Origin of the sequence: Hyalangium sp., assembly GCF_035629615.1 — a bacterium.
Lineage (GTDB): Bacteria > Myxococcota > Myxococcia > Myxococcales > Myxococcaceae > Hyalangium.
This window is the reverse complement of sequence record NZ_DASPHO010000013.1, coordinates 1-15,580: the sequence shown is the minus strand read 5'-3', so window position 1 is coordinate 15,580 and position 15,580 is coordinate 1. Positions and strand designations below refer to the sequence as shown.

Genomic DNA, 15,580 nt, shown 5'->3' with positions numbered 1-15,580 from the left:
GTGATCTGGCTGAAGCTCCACGGTCTTCCGGAAGTGCTTGAGGGCACCCGTGGCGTCTCCCAGCGTCTTGGCGATGACACCCAGGAAGTAGTAAGCGGCGACGCAGCGCTCGTTCTTCTTGATGGCGGCCTGGAGATCCTTGAACGACTCGGGCTGGATGGCCTTCTTGTCCGGCGCGGCACAGAAGCGCGCGTAGGCGCGCCAGGCGTGGAACTCTGCCTCCTCCGCGTTGAGCTGGATGGCCTCGTCGAAGATCTTCACCGCCTCGGCGTACTTGCGCGACTTCACGTAGACGGTACCGCGCTTGAAGCGCTCCTCGGCCTGGAGGATGGCCACCACGTCCACCTCCTCCTTGCCCGTGTCGCCCGACTTGAGCTGCTCGAGGTACTCATTGCGGCTCTTGTCATCCGTGAGCGTCCGGTAGGCGTCGCCGATGTAGCCGAAGATCTCGGCCTTGAGCTTCTCCAGCTCGGGTGGCGCCCCGGGTGGCAGCGTGTCCGGGTGGTACAGCCTGGCCAGCTTGAAGTAGGCGATCTTCACCGCGCCAGCGTCCGCCTGCTGCGCAAGGCCGAGCCGCTCGAACAGGTTCTGCCCCTTCATGACCGTGGCAGTCTGCCGGAGCGCGGTGAGCTCCTCCACCCCCGGACCCTTTGCGGGAGTCGCCGCTGCGGTAGGAGCACTGGAGGGAGGTGCCGAGGGCTTGAGCACAGGCGCACTCGATGCGGGCGCTGCACCTGGCGCCGAGGGCTTGAGCACAGGCGCACCCGAGGCGGGCGCTGGCGCCGAGGGCTTGAGCACGGGCGCGCCCGGAGCTGGAGCTGCTGCCGCCGGGGGAGGATGGGGGGCTGCGGGCTTGGGCGCGGTGGCGGCTGGAGGAGGATGGGGAGCTGCGGGCTTGGGCGCGGTGGCGGGAGGCGGATTCGGCGCAGCGGCCTTCGGCTCGGGGGCGCGCTGAGGGACGGCCGCGAAGGAGGCGGCGTCGAGCTCCTTCAGGAGGAACGCGAGCCGCAGGATGTGCTCGGTGTCCTGGGGGAAGTCCGCGAGGAGCTGCGCCAGGGAGCGCACGCCGTCGATGACGGTGAGCACGCGCACCTCGTGAGGCGTGAGGCGCAGGTCGCTCGGGGCCGCGACGCCCGCGGCCTTCATGATGGGGAGGTTCAGCACCGGCTGCAGGCGCCGCTTGAGATCCACGGAGGGGAGCCGTCGGACCTGCTCGCTCAGCACGGCCCAGCGGTTGCCGAGCGGCATGGCCTTCGCCGCCGGGAGATCCTTGGGCTCGTAGGCGAAGGTACCGGACTCCGCGCGCAGGCCCTTGTGGAGGATGGAGAGCGCGCGCTGGGAGAGATGGTTGAAGGTGTTCGCAGGCTGTAGCAGCCCGAGCCCGAACAGCGAGGTGAGCAGGTCCCCGCCGAAGCGCGGGCGAGCCCCCTCGGCTTGCTGGAGCTGCTCGGCGGAGAGCAGCTTCGCCTGGAGGAGCATTGTACCGAGGGCATCCTCAGGGTGGGTCGAGTCGACGAACTCGGGGCTGCCCTTGCGGAAGTGGATCTGGACGGAGCGATCCGGGAGCGTGAGGGACAGCAGCCCCGTGAGGCCACCCGCGGAGATGCGGCCGTACAAGGCGATAGGGGAGAGCTGATCGAGCGAGCCCTGAGCCGGGGGCGCTGGGAGGGCCGGCTCCGAGACTCCCGGAGACGCGCCCACGGTCGGTGTGGAGACGGAGGCCGGGCTCGCGGGAGCCTGGCTCGCAGCGGGGCGTGCCGAGGCCGAGGCTCCCGGAGCAGCCGTTGCGCCAGGAGGCCCCGCTGGAGCAGGCGCCACCGAGCCATGGGTACCCGAGGGCGCCATGACGGGCGGAGGCCGCGGCGCGGCACTCGCCGGCGAGGCTCCCGGAGCCGAGGGCATGGCCGGAGCCCCCCCAGCCTGAGGCGTCGCGGGTGGGGGACGAGGTCCGGCGCCGGGAGGCGCGACAGGGCGGAAGCTCCCGGAAGGGCTTCCAGGCGGCATGGCACCCGGCGGTGGAGCGACAGGGCGGAAGCTCCCGGAGGGGCTTCCAGGCACGGCACCCGGTGGGACCGGGGCAGCGCGAGCGCCTGGGTTCGCCATGGGCACACCGGCTTGGGGCACGGCTCCAGGGACCGGCCGGGGCGCGCCGGCCTGGGGAGCAGCACCCGGACCCGGCCGGGGCACGGCTGGCTGGGCGATGGCCCCCGGACCGGCTCGCGGCGCGGCTGCCTGAGACACAGCGCCAGGGCCCGCCATGGGGGCAGCGCCGGGGAGGACAGGCGCCGGAGCGCTCTGCCCCAACATCTCGGGAGGCAGCTCCGCCTTGGCCACCTGGACGGTCGCGCCTGGGGCGATCACGTCTCCCCAGAGCTCGCGGGGGAAGGCATCTCGGAGGTGAGGGAAGCGGCCGGGGTAGGCGAAGTTGATGCCGTCCTCGGACACCTGGATCCGGCCCTGGATGATGCCGTTATCGAGCAGCAGCTCGATGGTCGGCAGGGCCAGCGGTCCCCACAGGGTGCCCTTGTCGTTGCGGATGAAGTACTGCCGGACATCTCCCTCCGCCATGCGCGGTCTCGCTCCTTGGAGAGTGCACCCTAGCGCCACCGCCCCGCCGAACCAAGCGAGCGGACGCGCGCAGCTCAGGGCTTGGCACCCTCCAGCGCGGCCAGCCCCAGCAGCGCCAGGCACGAGGCGTCCGCCTGGAGCGTACTCGGTGGGTCGAAGCAGCGCACCTCACTGTTGAAGACCTTGCAGATCCCCTTGGGCGTCGAGGCGCAGGCTACCCGCCCGTAGGAAGAGGCGCACCCGTAGCCACAGACGGCATTTCCCTCGCTGCTCTTGCACGTAGGGGGCGGCAGTGAGCGCCCGAAGGCGCAGATGGCCTCGGGGGCCGGGTCGAAGCAGGTGACACGGCCGCCCTCGGTCTTGCACACCCCGAAAGGCGTGGCGGCACACTTCACCCCCTCGGCGCCCGTGGTGCAGCGGTAGCCGCAGGCGAAGTCCATGCCCTGGGTGCGGCACTCGAGCTTGGGCGTCTCCTTGCCGTAGATGGCGAACACCGAGGCGGGCGGATCGAAGCACTCCACCGAGTCCCCACGGCCTCGGCAGACGCCCGCGGGGGTGCGTGCGCACTTCATCTTCCCGAAGTACGTGGTGCAGGAGTAGCCACACGCGACCTGGCCCTCGGCGGCCTTGCACTCAGCCTCCGGCAGCGCGCTGCCATAGGCACGGACGACATAGGCGGGCGGGTCGAAGCACACCACCTTCCCATCCATCACCTGACAGCGTCCCTGGGGCGTCTGGGCACAGGCCACCCGGAGTCCATCCGACTTGCACGCGTAGCCACAGGCGATCTGCCCGTCGATGGAGCGGCAGTTGGGCCCGGAGGGATCCGAGGACTGCGGCTGCGCGAGCAGCACGAGCAAGAGCGGGATGAGCGGAGCGGACACGAAGGGCCTCTAGGGAGCGACAGCGGCAGGTGGGGACGGACGCTCAGGTTACCTCATGGGTGCAGGCAAGACGAAGGGACGGCAGGCGTGGTACGGGGGGCGCCGCCCGCTCGGGGCTTGGAGGTAGGCCCGACCTTGGAAGTGACCGGCCTCGAACTCGCCTTGCTGTGCCTCGCGGCCCTGGTCGCTGGCGGAGTGGACGCCATCGCCGGGGGAGGAGGGCTCATCACCCTGCCCATGCTCCTGGCCACGGGGATGCCGGCGCACGTCGCGCTGGGCACCAACAAGGGCCAGTCCGTCTTCGGGTCCTGCTCGGCGCTGGTGCGCTTCACGCGCGCGGGGCTGGTGAGCGGGAAGCTGGCGTGGGTGAGCTTTCCGTTCGGGCTGCTCGGCGCGTTCGCGGGGACGCGGCTGGTGCTGTGGGTGAAGCCCGAGGTGCTCAAGCCCCTGGTGCTCGTGCTGCTCGTCGCGGTGGCCGCCTTCCTCGCCTTCCGCAAGGGGCCGCCGCCGGGAGACAGGCCCGAGCCACCCCTGCCGAGATTGCGCCTGCTCGGGGGGCTGGTGGCCTTCGCCATCGGGGCCTACGACGGCTTCTTCGGCCCAGGCACCGGCACCTTCCTCATCGTGGGCTTCTCCACGCTGCTGGGCCACGGGCTGATGCGGGCGTCCGCGGACGCCAAGGTGGTCAACTTCGCCTCCAACATCGCCGCCGTGCTGCTCTTTGCGTGGAAGGACATGCTGCTGTGGCACGTGGCCCTGCCCATGGCCGTGGCCCAGTTCACCGGCGCGTGGATCGGCGCTCACCTCACGGTGAAGGGTGGCGACAAGCTGGTGCGCAAGGTGGTGCTCGCGGTGGTGGCGGCGCTCGTGGTGAAGCTCGGGAGAGATCTGCTCATGGGCTGAGGGAGGGCTCGCACTTCGCATCGGGCTTGGGCGGCTGGTGCCCGTCGTAGGTCAGCCCCGCCGGGCCGTACCAGGGCATCACGTCCATGGTGAAGCGGCCCACCTTGACGGCGGGGTCCGTCTGCGTGAGCGCGACAGCCTCCTCGAGCGTGGGCACATCGAAGATGAAGATGCCGGCGAGCGCATCGGCCGGAGGGTTCGGTCCGACGTTGAACGGGCCTGCGATGAGCAGCTTTCCGCACGCGGCGAGCCGCTCGATGTTGGCCATGTGCCCCTTGCCCGCCGCCTCCGCCTCGGGCGTCTTCTCCGCGCTCCAGGCCGGGCCCCGCCGCAGGAATGCCATGTAGTAGGTGCGCATCGTGAACTCCTTGCGCGGAGGCTCCGAGGCGGGGGCCTGAGCGGCCTGGCCGGTGGTGGCACAGCCGGAGATGCAAGAAGCGAGGAGGGAGGCGAGGAGGAGGAGTCGCATGGCCCCTGGCGTATCACGCCGGGCTGTCAGCCCAGGCTGTCAGCCAATATGCACCAACAGGGCATGGCCGCGCTGGGCCACCTGGCTCACGAACTTGCGCAGCTCCGCGAAGTAGCTGACCAGCTCGGCCAGCGGATCCGCATCATCCGCGGGCTCGTCCCAGAGGACCGGGTAGATGTCGAGCTGCTGCATCTTCCCGGCGTCGAAGCGGCCCCTCAGCGTGTCCAGGGGGAGGGCGTGCAGCGACTCGGAGAGCTTCTTCACCTCCGCGGGCTGGAAGACGCGCGCGGTCCCTTCATCCGAGGGAATGTCGCCCACGTCCTCTCCGCCGCGCACCAGGAAGTCCAGCGGCGCGGTGCCTTCCCACGCCTTCCCCGTCATCAAGTATTGCAGGCCGTGCCAGGACTCCCCGATGTCGAGCTCCAGGAACTTCACTCCCTCCGCGTCCCCGAAGTCCTCCTCGTCGTCCAGGAAGTCCTGCAGCCGCTCCGGGGCCTTCAGCAGCGCCTGGTGCTGGGCCTCCGTCGCGCTGCGCAGGGTGCAGAGCATCTCCATCGCGTTGACCTCGGCTCGGCTCGAGGCGAGCCCGTCCATGAAGTTATCAGCCTTTCGCGAGTCTAGGCCGAATCCTTCCGGAGGATGTCCAGCACGGTGAGGCACCGCTCCGTGCGGTCCAGCTCATAGACGACTGTCAGGTCATCCAGGGTGGCCTGCAGCGGGGCGTCGGTCGCGGAGGCGGGCCAGCGTGGGCTTGCAGCGATCTGCTCCAGCGCCTTCTGGAGGCTCTGGAAGATGGCGGAGGGCATGAGGCCGATCAACTTCCACGCATCTGGCGAGAAGTTGACCCGATAAGAGCCCGCGACTCGATGGGAAGAGTGAGGCATGAGAGGGACCGGGAGCGGAGCAGGCTTCATCCAAGAGAGGTCATAGAAGAGACCTCCCTCCGCGTCAGCCGGCCACTCGTCACGCGCCCCGTGTCGCCTATCCGACAGGGTTTGTGCTCAACAGAGGGGACCTACAGCACCACGTGCTCCTTGTGCTCGCCGAAGACGTCCCGCATCGCGTCCGAGATCTCTCCCAGCGTCGCGTACGCCTTCACCGCGTCGAGGATGAGCGGGATGAGGTTCTCGTCCGGCCTCTGCGCCGCCTTGCGCAGCACGTCCACCGTCCGAGCCGCCGCCGCGTTGTCCCGCTCGGCCCGCAGCTTCTTCAGCCGCTCGGCCTGCACCCGCTCCACCTTCTCGTCCACACGCAGCAGCCCCTGCGGCGGCGGCTCCTTCACCTGGAACTGGTTCACGCCCACCACCACCGAGCGCTTCTCCTCCATGTCCCGCTGCGCCTGGTACGCGGCCTCCTGGATCTCGCTCTGCGGGTACCCCTTGGCGATCGCCTGCACCATCCCGCCCATGTCGTCGATGCGCCGCAGGTAGTCCTGAGCCTTCGCCTCCAGCTCGTCCGTCAGCGCCTCCACCGCGTACGAGCCGCCCATGGGGTCGATCACATCCGCCACGCCCGACTCGTAGGCGATCACCTGCTGCGTCCGCAGCGCCAGCCGCGCGGCCTCTTCCGAGGGCAGCGCCAGCGCCTCGTCCCGGCTGTTGGTGTGCAGAGACTGCGCCCCGCCCATCACCGCCGCCAGCGCCTGCAGCGACACGCGCACCACGTTGGTGTCCACCTGCTGCGCCGTCAGCGTGCTGCCCGCCGTCTGCGCGTGGAACCGCAGCATCATCGAGCGCGGATCCTTCGCCTTGAAGCGCTCCTTCATGATGCGCGCCCACAGCCGCCGCGCCGCCCGGAACTTCGCGACTTCCTCCAGGAAGTTGTTGTGGACGTTGAAGAAGAACGACAGCCGGCCCGCGAACTCGTCCACCTGCAGGCCCGCCTTCAGCGCGGCCTCCACGTAGGCGATGCCGTCCGCCAGCGTGAAGCCGATCTCCTGGGCCGCCGTCGAGCCCGCCTCGCGGATGTGGTAGCCGCTGATCGAGATCGGGTTCCACTTGGGAATGCGCTTCGCGGTGAATGCGAACAGGTTGGTGATGAGCCGCAGCGAGGGCTCAGGCGGGTAGATGTACGTCCCGCGCGCCATGTACTCCTTGAGGATGTCGTTCTGCACCGTCCCCGAGAGCTGCTCCAGCGGCACGCCGTTCTGCTCACCCACCGCCGCGTAGAGGCACAGCAGAATGGGCGCTGTGGCGTTGATTGTCATGGACGTGGACACGTCCGCCAGCGGCAGCCCCTGGAGCAGCACCTCCATGTCCTTCAGCGAGGAGATGGACACGCCCACCTTGCCCACCTCGCCGCGGGCGCGCGGGTGGTCCCCGTCCCGCCCCATCTGCGTGGGCAGATCGAACGCCACGGACAGGCCCGTCTGCCCCGACTGCAGGAGGTAGTGGTAGCGCTGGTTGGCGTCCTCCGCCGTGCCGAAGCCCGCGTACTGGCGCATCGTCCAGAAGCGCCCCCGGTACATGGTGGGCTGCACGCCGCGCGTGAAGGGGTACTCACCCGGGAAGCCGAGCTGCTCGGTGTACTCGCCCCGGACGTCGTCCGGCGTGTAGACGGGCTTCACCTCGGTGCCGCTGGAGGTGACAAATGAGGGGTGGCGCTCGCCGCCCTTCGCCTTGGCCTTCTCGTAGACAGACTTCTGCCAACGGGCCTTCGCGTCCTTGATGTCCGCCATCACTCCACCACCGCGAGCTTCGCGTTGTTCTCCACCGTAGCCCCCTCCTTGGCCAGCAGCTCCACCACCTTGCCGGCCTTGGGGCTCTTCAGCTCGTTCTCCATCTTCATCGCCTCCACCACCACCAGCCCCTGGCCCTCCTTCACCTCGTCGCCCAGCTTCACCAGCACCTTCACCACCTTGCCCGGCATGGGCGCGCTGATGACCTGCTTGCCCTCCGCGGTGAAGCCCACCGAGGCCGCGCGCAGCCGGAGCCGCCGCTCGTCCGCCACGTCCACCCGGCTCACCTGGCCCCGCACCAGCACCCCCACCTCGTCCCCGTTCTCCTCGAACTCGACGGGGTAAGAAGTCCCGTCCACCAGCAGGGACACCGCCCCGTGGTCCAGCGTGAGCGCGTCCACCGTGTACGTCCGGTCATAGAGCGTCAGCCGGTACTGGGTGCCTCCCAGGTGCTCGATGTCCACCGGCACCGCTTCCTTCTGGCCCTGCAGCTTCGCGAAGTAACGCATGGAGTGTCTCGAGGGAGAGGGGGAGTGCTAACGCCGCCCGGTGCGCAGGCCCTGGCGCCACGCGGACCTGCCGCCCGCGCCCGCCGCCGCGCCCGCATTCTGGGGCAGGGTCTTCGCCCGCTTCTGGTCCCGCTGGTGCGCGAACACCGTGCTCGCCAGCAGCGCCACCTCTTGCAGCTTCGGATCGTCCTGGCCCAGCAGCGTGGTGTGCTCGCGCGTCAGGAAGCTCGTGTCGTAGTCTCCGCCCGCGAACTCCGGGTGCGCCAGGATGGCCTGCAGGTACCGCGTGTTCGTGGTGATGCCCTTCACCACGTACTCGTTCAGCGCCCGCCGCGCCCGGGCGATGGCCTCCGCCCGCGTCGGCGCCCACACCGACAGCTTGGAGATCATCGGGTCATAGAAGTTGGGCACCGTGTAGCCCGCGAACACGCCCGAGTCGTCCCGGACATTGGGCCCGCCCGGCACCCGCAGGTACTGGATCTTCCCCGGGCTCGGCATGAAGTTGCGCGCCGGATCCTCCGCGTAGATGCGCACCTCGATGGAGTGGCCCCGCGGCGGCACCGTGTCCGTGAAGGGCAGCTTCTCGCCCTCGGCGACTTTAATTTGCAGCGCCACCAGATCCAGCCCCGTCACCCACTCCGTCACCGGGTGCTCCACCTGCAAGCGCGTGTTCATCTCCAGGAAGTAGAAGTTGCGGTGCACATCCACCAGGAACTCCACCGTCCCCGCGCCCACGTAGTTCACCGCCCGCGCCGCCTGGACTGCTACCGCCCCCATCTTCGCCCGCATCTCCGCCGTGAGGATGGGGCTGGGCGTCTCCTCGACGACTTTCTGATGCCGCCGCTGCGCCGAGCACTCGCGCTCGTTCAGGTGCACCACCGTGCCGTGCTGGTCCGCGAACACCTGGATCTCCACGTGGTGGGGCTTCTCCAGGTACTTCTCGATGTAGACCGCGTCGTTGCCGAACGCGTTGAGCGCCTCGCTCTTGGCCCCACGCCACGCGGACTCGAAGTCCTTCAGGCCCTCCACCCGGCGCATGCCCTTGCCGCCGCCGCCCCCCGCCGCCTTGAGCATGATGGGGAAGCCGATCTTCTCCGCGTATGCCCGCGCCTCTTCCTCCGTGGCGATGGGCTCGGCCGTGCCGGGCACCACCGGCACCCCCACCTTGATCATGTTCTGGCGCGCCCGCGTCTTCTCGCCCATGGCGTCCATGGCCGAGGCCGGCGGACCGATGAAGATGATCCCCGCCTTCTCGCACGCGCGCACGAACGAGGCGTTCTCCGACAGGAAGCCGTAGCCCGGGTGGATGGCGTCCGCTCCGGACTTCTTCGCTGCCTCGATGATGCGCTCCTGCACCAGGTAGCTCTCACGCGAGGGCGGTGGGCCCACCAGGTAGGCCTGATCGGCCATGCGCACGTGCAGCGCGGAGCGATCCGCCTCGGAGTAGACGGCCACCGTGGCGATGCCGAGCTCCTTGCAGGTGCGCATCACCCGGATGGCGATCTCCCCGCGGTTGGCGATGAGGATCTTGCGAATCTTGGGCATGGGGGGCCCTTTAGCACACGCGGGCGTCCCCTCGGGAACGCTCTGGAGCCTCACGGGGAGTGACTCCCTGCGCCGGAGCGGGGATAGTCTGCCCGCCTTGTCTCACTCTGGACTTTCGAGGAACCCCATGTCTCTGCGTCGCTGGAGCCGCGCGCTGCTGGCCGCCCTCCTTCTGGCGGGCTGCAAGTCAGAGAAGGCCCCCGCCACCCCGGCCCAGGAGCCGAGCACCCCCGCCGCCGCGGCTGCTCCGGCCAAGGCCCCAGCACCCGCTCCTACACCTGGGGCCGCGCCCGCGCCCACGCCTGCGCCCGCCTCCGGGCCCGTGCTGTCCTACCTGCAGCCCTCGGATCCCGAGCGCTGTGAGTGGTTGCGGCACCCGCTCCCCTCGGGGGAGCCCACTCCGGTCTTCTCCTTCAACGCGGCGTGCGACCGGTCCATGGTCTCCTGGAGCCCGGATGGCAAGGAGGGGCTCGTGTTCACCTGGCCCTCCGGGCAGGGGGAGGTGCCGAAGGCCTGGCGGGTGGATCTTACCGCGCGGACGGGCAAGTCGCTGGAGCTGAAGTCGCTGCCCGGGGGAACCGGGGCGGGGGACCAGGACAAGCCGTACATCGAGCAGATTGGCTTCGACAAGCAGGGCCACCCGGTGGCGATCGTCGCCGACGTATTCGTCAACCGGGAGACGCAGAAGGGCACGGACGGCCAGCAGGTCATCACGTTCGAGGGCAAGCGCTACCCGCTCCGCGAGGGAGTGGAAGGCAGCCCGGGGTTGGCCCATGCCTACCGGCTCGAGGAGAGCGGGTGGAAGCACCTGGAGACGAAGGCCAGTGGTTTCGAGTCGGACATGGCGCCGGGTACCAGCGAGCTCGGCACGGTGAAGACGCTGCTGCCCATCGCGAAGGCGTCCACCTCTTCTGATCGGATGCCGGGCAAGGACGCCCCGGAGGCCGCCGCGAAGAAACTGGTTGCCGCCTTCCCCGGGCATGACGATGAGTCGGGGCAGTGGATGGAGCTCACCACGCCGGGAGGCCCGGTCTACTTCTGGGGCGCGCAGGGCGGCGAGTATCTCTACCCCTCCGCTCCGGTGGCCTGGGAGCAGCAGGGGAAGCCGGTAGCGCTGGAGGGGCTGTCGGCAAAGCCGGATGACTTCCTCGGCCTCCAGCTCCAGGACGGGTTGCTGCTCATCGCCAACTACGGCACCCCCCGGTCCGCGCAGATCTGGGACACCCGGACGAAGGAGCGCATCTTGTCCGCCGAGGACGCCAGCGCTCCCAACTTCTGGCCTGCACCGGCCAGGCCCTAGGCCCCCTCAGGAGAACACTCCCATGCGCAGCGCTCTTGGCCCAATCCTGCTCGCCGGTCTCCTCCTGGGGGGATGCGAGGACGGCAAGCCTGTTACCTCCGCACCGGCCGTGGAGAACCCTCCCGCACCATCAGCCGCGGAGAGCCCTCCCACACCGTCGGCCGCGGAGAGTCCCCCTCCTTCTGAGGTGAAGCGTCCCCACGGCGCAACCGGGGTGGGGGACAGCGCGCCTGTTCCCGAGCGCGCACCGCCGAAGGGGACCGCTCCACCCAATCCCTCGGAGTGGGGCAAGCCTGGGCTCCCGCGCCCTGCAGAACTGGAGCGGCGAGACTTGGCTGCCGGCACCCTCTCGGACGGCGGCCGTCCGTAGTCCGGGTGGGGGCGGTTCCGGCGCGGTTCCGGCAAACCTGTCAGACAAGTAGACAGGTTCGGCCAGGACGCGCCGCCGGGCTACCCCAGAGCTGCGCTCCAGGTGTCGACGATCTGGAGCACCGGCTCGACGAAGAGAGGGGAGCTCACGAAGAGCAAGGTGAGCGTCCACGCTCGGGCCAGCGGGGCTCGCCAGCGGGCAACCCCCAGGGCTCGTTCCGCCCAGAGGAAGGGGAGCTGGAGCAGGAAGAAGGCTCCCATCATCGTGGCCCAGCCAGGCCCCACCGCCGGCAGCATGAAGGCGAAGTGGATGAAGCCGCTGACGACGAAGGTCAGCGCCATTCCCAGCTCCGTGTAGCCGCGGCGGGCCACCGGGGCGAAGATGTTCTGCTTCAGGAAGCGGTGGACTGCCCGGTTCCACCGGCGGCTCCAGAACTCCATGATCGTCTTCGAGCGGATCGGATCGTCGTGGAGCGGGCGTGGGTCGACGCCCAGCAGGCCATAGAGGACGATCACCGCGGAGACGACCACCTCGACGGCCGTGTAGGTGAAGAGGGCGCCCGCGCTCCAGCGGACCGCGAGCCGGGGAGCGCCCGAGAGCAGCTGGCTGAAGTACACCCCGGCCCCACCGGCGACCACGAGCGGCGCGCACAGGAGCAGGCGGATCAGCGCCGGCCGATCCAACCCGGGAGCCATGTGCCGCACGAAGCGGGTGTCCACCAGGCCCACCACGTGCCACGCACGGCGCGCTGCGGGCAGGTGCCTGGGCTGACGGAGGAGCTCCACGATGCGGGCCAGGAACCACAGGCTGCCCAGCGCCACGAAGGCGCGGAAGGCTGGGAAGTCCGCGGGGGCCAGGAAGGGCACCGGGAGCGCTGAGCCCACCACGAGCACCGCCGCGGTCCGCCGCCACACCGGGCCGTCCGCCAGCAGCGCGGCGATCAGCGCGGCCGCGTAGACCAGCCCCACGTAGAGGACGAGGAGCAACACCCGCTCAGCCTAGCATGCGCGAAGTCAGGGGGGAGGACGGCGCCGCCGGGCGCCAGGAGGAGCTCTCGAGGGTGGGCGAGCTGGCTCCTCGAGCGGCTTCAGGGCCAGGTCTCGAGCGAAGGCACCGGCCGTGGTGTACAGCGGCGCAAGCACCTCCGCTGGAGTCTCCTGGAGCGTCCAGGAAGACGGCACGCCCAGCTGCCGGAGGAGCGCGACGGGCGCCGCGGGCGGCTCGATCTGGAAGCGCAAGTGGCTGAGCGGTCTCGCCATGCGCTCGTAGGTACCAGGAGCCACTTTCGTGAGAGGGACGGTGTGCGGCTCCGCGCGAACCTTGCTCGAGGAGCCTGCTCGACGGGCGGGCTTGCCCTCGCGAAGCCGTCGCAGGCGCTCGAGCATCGCCGCCTTGTTCCACCCTCGAAGCTCGAAGAGCAGGAAGGGATCCTTGTCGAAGGCCTCGCCCAGCACGTAGTGCGTGGCCGCGATGTGCTTGCACGGGTTGGCCCAGTCCGGGCACGTGCAGTCCGTCTCCAAGTCCTTCGCCCTCACCGGGAACAGGCTCTGGCCCGCGGCCTGGAAGGCCTTGTCGATGTCCCGCGGCATCTGGCCCATCAGGAGCTCCGCGGCGAAGACGGCCTGACGCGCCATCTCCTGGATGGCCTTCTCCCACGCCTTCTCTGGGAGGACGGAGAGGCGGAGGGTGACCTTGTACGGCTTGGGGCGCGAGCCGGTGACGTGCGCCGTCACCTGGCCAAGAGCGATCTTGAGATCGCTGACGCGGCCAGCGCGGGCATAGGTGCGTCCCCGGGACAGGCGGTTCGAGTAATCCCCCGAGAACTTCTCCAGGGCTTCGATCCACCGCTCGCCCCACCAGGTGGCGCCGAGCTGCTTGACCTTGATGCCGCGCTTGGGCGGAGGACGCTTGGGCGCCTTCTTGAAGTACCAGGGGCGCTCGTCCCAGTCGCTCATGAGCGCCTCCCGGCCAGCTCGTCCGCGTCTGGCTCCTCGGTGGAGACAACGGCGTCGGGTGAGAGCGAGAACAGCTCCCGGAGGGCAGTGTCTCCCAGCTCGGTGATCCAGTGCTCGCCCTTGCCGACGATGCGCGAGGCGAGATCCCTCTTCTTCTCCAGCATCTGGTCCACCTTCTCTTCAACAGTGCCCGCGCACAGCAGCTTGTGCACCTGGACTCGCCGCTGTTGGCCAATGCGGTAGGCGCGATCCGTGGCCTGATCCTCCACGGCGGGGTTCCACCAGCGATCAAAGTGGAAGACGTGGCTAGCGGCCGTGAGGTTGAGCCCAGTGCCACCGGCCTTGACCGAGAGGACAAAGATCCGCGGTCCCCCCGACTCCTCCTGGAACCTTTGCACCATGGCGTCGCGGGCGGCCCGGGAGACACCGCCGTGGAGGAACAGCACCTCGGTGCCGAGCGTCCTGGAGAGCTCCGTGACGAGCCGGTTTCCCATCTCCCGGTACTGGGTGAAGATCAGCGTGCGCTCGCCCGAGGCGAGGACCTCCTCGAGCATCTCCTGCAGCCGCTGGAGCTTGCCCGAGCGTCCGGCGAGCGGCCCCTCCTCGCGCAGGTACTGAGCCGGGTGGTTGCAGATCTGCTTGAGCGCGGTAATGAGGGAGAGCACGAGCCCGCGGCGCTGGATGCCCTCGGAGGACTCGATCTTCCGCATCGTCTCGTCCACCGCCGCCCGGTAGAGCGAGGCCTGCTCGCGCGTGAGCGTGCAGAAGACGGTCATCTCCTGCTTGGGCGGCAGATCCTGGATGATGGCCGGATCGCTCTTGAGGCGGCGGAGGATGAAGGGCTGGACGATGCGCCTGAGGCGTTCGGCCACCTCGTCATTCCCGTAGCGCTCGATGGGGACGGCCACCTCCCGCCGGAACGTCTCCAGAGGGCCCAGCAGGCGCGGGTTCAGGAACTCGAAGATGGACCAGAGCTCGGCGAGCCGGTTCTCCACGGGCGTGCCGGTGAGGGCCGCGCGGAACCCAGCCTTGAGCGCGCGAGCAGTCCGAGCGGTTCGAGAGACGGCGTTCTTGATGTTCTGCGCCTCGTCGAGCACCACGGAGGACCAGTGCACCGAGCCGAGGAGGTTCGCGTCCCTGCGCATCAGCGCATAGGTGGTGAGGACCACGGCCTGGGGAGGCACCGCCTTCAGCTCGGCCTCCTTGCGCGCCCGCTCCGGGCCATGGTGGCGCACGACCGGGAGCGAGGGCGCGAAGCGTGCCAGCTCCCGCTCCCAGTTGCCCACCACCGAGGTGGGGCAGACGAGCAGGGTGGGCCGGCGATCCTCTGGCTTCGTCTCGCGCCGGTGCAGGAGGAAGGCCAGCAGCTGGATCGTCTTGCCGAGCCCCATGTCATCCGCCAGGCACGCCCCCAGGTGCAGCTGGGCCATCTGGGCCAGCCAGCCGAGGCCGCGCTCCTGGTAGGGGCGCAACGTGCCGGTGAAGCTCCCTGGAGGAGGCACGTTGGCCTGGGAGTGACCTTCGCGAAGCCGAGTCACGAGCTCCGCGAGTGGCCCCTCGGCTACCACTTCGCGGTGGAGCCGGGCTCCTTCCTGCCGCGCTGGCCCACCGAGCACGGCGGCCATGGCCTCATGCGCGGCCAGGGTGCCCCCGCCGGTCTTGAGCATGCGCCGGGCCTCCTCGAGCTCAGCGGGGGGGACGGCCACCCACTTTCCCCGGAAGCGCACGAGCGGGGCCTTGAGGCGGGCGAGCTCCTCCAGCTCGCTCTCGGAGAGAGGCTCCCCCGCGAGCGCCGCCTCCCAGCGAAAGGAGACGAGCGCCTCGAGGGAGAAGCCTTCAGAGCCGCTCACGGTGCCCGCCGCATGCTGGCCTCCGCCCATGCGCATGCGGAGCCGGAGGCGGCGCTGGCCAGAGCGCGTCAGCTCGGCGGGCAGGAGGATCCCCATGCCGGCCTCCGCCAGGGTGGGAGCGGCCTCTTCGAGGAAGGCACCCGCCTCGCTGGCGGTGAGCAGGACGGCCTCTGGCCGTGCCTCGCGCAAGCCGCGCTCGATGGGAGGGAAGAGCCGGGCGCTCGTGGCGAGCGCGCGCAGGAGCTGCTCCTCGGCGCGGGCGGGAGTGCACCCCAGCCGCCGGAGGCCTCTGCCACGCCCACGGAACACCTCGTTGGCGGGGACGAGGAGGCTGGGATCGTCGGCGGCCTGAAGGAAGAAGCGGAGCGAGAAGTGGGCCTCCGAGCTGGGAGCCTCGGGCGTCGGCTCTTCCTCTGGCAGCTCCAGCCGAAAGCAGGCGCGCGGCAGGTTCGGCTCGGCGCCGAGGACGGGCTGGATCCAGGTGTCGAACTCCTCCAGCAGGGTTCTCTCCTGGAAGCCCTCGGGGGCGAACGCTGCATCCGAGCCTCGG

Annotated in this window: 13 protein-coding genes; 2 read left to right on the top strand and 11 right to left on the bottom strand. The window is 69.8% G+C overall.

The genetic code is table 11. The features are described 5' to 3' along the window. Both VD972_RS00470 and VD972_RS00465 read right to left on the bottom strand, forming a co-directional pair. The coding region (locus VD972_RS00470) for a J domain-containing protein (protein ID WP_324979069.1) at window positions 1–2,568 on the bottom strand (2,568 nt) is incomplete at its 3' end. Window positions 2,569–2,642: 74 nt separating this feature from the next. Further along, on the bottom strand, window positions 2,643–3,452 hold the full coding sequence (locus VD972_RS00465) for a hypothetical protein (protein WP_324979066.1): 810 nt from the start codon (window positions 3,450–3,452) through the stop codon (window positions 2,643–2,645). A gap of 135 nt (window positions 3,453–3,587) precedes the next feature. Here VD972_RS00465 and VD972_RS00460 point away from each other — a divergent pair, with 135 nt between their 5' ends. After that, the gene (locus VD972_RS00460) at window positions 3,588–4,355 is read left to right on the top strand and encodes a TSUP family transporter (RefSeq protein ID WP_324979062.1); all 768 of its coding nucleotides are present in this window, start codon (window positions 3,588–3,590) and stop codon (window positions 4,353–4,355) included. Here VD972_RS00460 and VD972_RS00455 read toward each other — a convergent pair. From VD972_RS00455 to accC, 6 genes are all read right to left on the bottom strand, one after another. Continuing rightward, on the bottom strand, window positions 4,345–4,824 hold the full coding sequence (locus VD972_RS00455) for a YciI family protein (protein WP_324979059.1): 480 nt from the start codon (window positions 4,822–4,824) through the stop codon (window positions 4,345–4,347). The genes VD972_RS00460 and VD972_RS00455 overlap by 11 nt on opposite strands. Before the next feature lie 39 nt (window positions 4,825–4,863). Further along, window positions 4,864–5,379: a YfbM family protein gene (locus tag VD972_RS00450; protein WP_324979072.1), complete on the bottom strand. Its 516-nt coding sequence runs from the start codon at window positions 5,377–5,379 to the stop codon at window positions 4,864–4,866. 62 nt (window positions 5,380–5,441) lie between these two features. Further along, window positions 5,442–5,630 carry a hypothetical protein gene (locus tag VD972_RS00445; RefSeq protein WP_324979056.1) on the bottom strand — a complete coding sequence of 63 codons (189 nt, stop codon included), beginning with the start codon at window positions 5,628–5,630 and terminating at the stop codon, window positions 5,442–5,444. 209 nt (window positions 5,631–5,839) lie between these two features. Next, window positions 5,840–7,501 (bottom strand): methylmalonyl-CoA mutase family protein, encoded by a 1,662-nt coding sequence (locus tag VD972_RS00440; protein ID WP_324979053.1) that lies wholly within the window; start codon window positions 7,499–7,501, stop codon window positions 5,840–5,842. Continuing rightward, window positions 7,501–8,010, bottom strand: a complete 510-nt coding sequence (locus tag VD972_RS00435; RefSeq protein ID WP_324979049.1) for a DUF2118 domain-containing protein — start codon at window positions 8,008–8,010, stop codon at window positions 7,501–7,503. Before VD972_RS00435 ends, VD972_RS00440 begins: the two co-directional genes overlap by 1 nt. A gap of 27 nt (window positions 8,011–8,037) precedes the next feature. Beyond that, a complete protein-coding gene (gene accC, locus VD972_RS00430) occupies window positions 8,038–9,555 on the bottom strand; it encodes an acetyl-CoA carboxylase biotin carboxylase subunit (RefSeq protein ID WP_324979046.1) in 1,518 nt (505 codons plus the stop codon). Between the two features lie 127 nt (window positions 9,556–9,682). Here accC and VD972_RS00425 point away from each other — a divergent pair, with 127 nt between their 5' ends. After that, the gene (locus tag VD972_RS00425; protein WP_324979043.1) at window positions 9,683–10,855 is read left to right on the top strand and encodes a hypothetical protein; all 1,173 of its coding nucleotides are present in this window, start codon (window positions 9,683–9,685) and stop codon (window positions 10,853–10,855) included. A 450-nt stretch (window positions 10,856–11,305) separates the two neighbouring features. Here VD972_RS00425 and VD972_RS00420 read toward each other — a convergent pair whose 3' ends face one another. The 3 genes from VD972_RS00420 to VD972_RS00410 all read right to left on the bottom strand — a co-directional run. Continuing rightward, window positions 11,306–12,214 (bottom strand): MBOAT family protein, encoded by a 909-nt coding sequence (locus VD972_RS00420; protein WP_324979040.1) that lies wholly within the window; start codon window positions 12,212–12,214, stop codon window positions 11,306–11,308. A 24-nt stretch (window positions 12,215–12,238) separates the two neighbouring features. Beyond that, a complete protein-coding gene (locus tag VD972_RS00415) occupies window positions 12,239–13,180 on the bottom strand; it encodes an SWIM zinc finger family protein (protein ID WP_324979037.1) in 942 nt (313 codons plus the stop codon). Then, window positions 13,177–15,580 (bottom strand): DEAD/DEAH box helicase (locus VD972_RS00410; RefSeq protein ID WP_324979034.1); only part of this gene is annotated, 2,404 nt, incomplete at its 5' end. The genes VD972_RS00415 and VD972_RS00410, both read right to left, overlap by 4 nt.

Excerpts from the sequence above, each read along its gene's own strand:
- VD972_RS00425 (WP_324979043.1), top strand. The coding sequence starts at position 9,683 with ATGTCTCTGCGTCGCTGGAGCCGCGCGCTGCTGGCCGCCCTCCTTCTG.
- VD972_RS00440 (WP_324979053.1), bottom strand. The coding sequence starts at position 7,501 with ATGGCGGACATCAAGGACGCGAAGGCCCGTTGGCAGAAGTCTGTCTAC.
- VD972_RS00435 (WP_324979049.1), bottom strand. The coding sequence starts at position 8,010 with ATGCGTTACTTCGCGAAGCTGCAGGGCCAGAAGGAAGCGGTGCCGGTG.
- VD972_RS00455 (WP_324979059.1), bottom strand. The coding sequence starts at position 4,824 with ATGCGACTCCTCCTCCTCGCCTCCCTCCTCGCTTCTTGCATCTCCGGC.
- VD972_RS00450 (WP_324979072.1), bottom strand. The coding sequence starts at position 5,379 with ATGGAGATGCTCTGCACCCTGCGCAGCGCGACGGAGGCCCAGCACCAG.
- accC (WP_324979046.1), bottom strand. The coding sequence starts at position 9,555 with ATGCCCAAGATTCGCAAGATCCTCATCGCCAACCGCGGGGAGATCGCC.
- VD972_RS00415 (WP_324979037.1), bottom strand. The coding sequence starts at position 13,180 with ATGAGCGACTGGGACGAGCGCCCCTGGTACTTCAAGAAGGCGCCCAAG.
- VD972_RS00445 (WP_324979056.1), bottom strand. The coding sequence starts at position 5,630 with ATGCCCTCCGCCATCTTCCAGAGCCTCCAGAAGGCGCTGGAGCAGATC.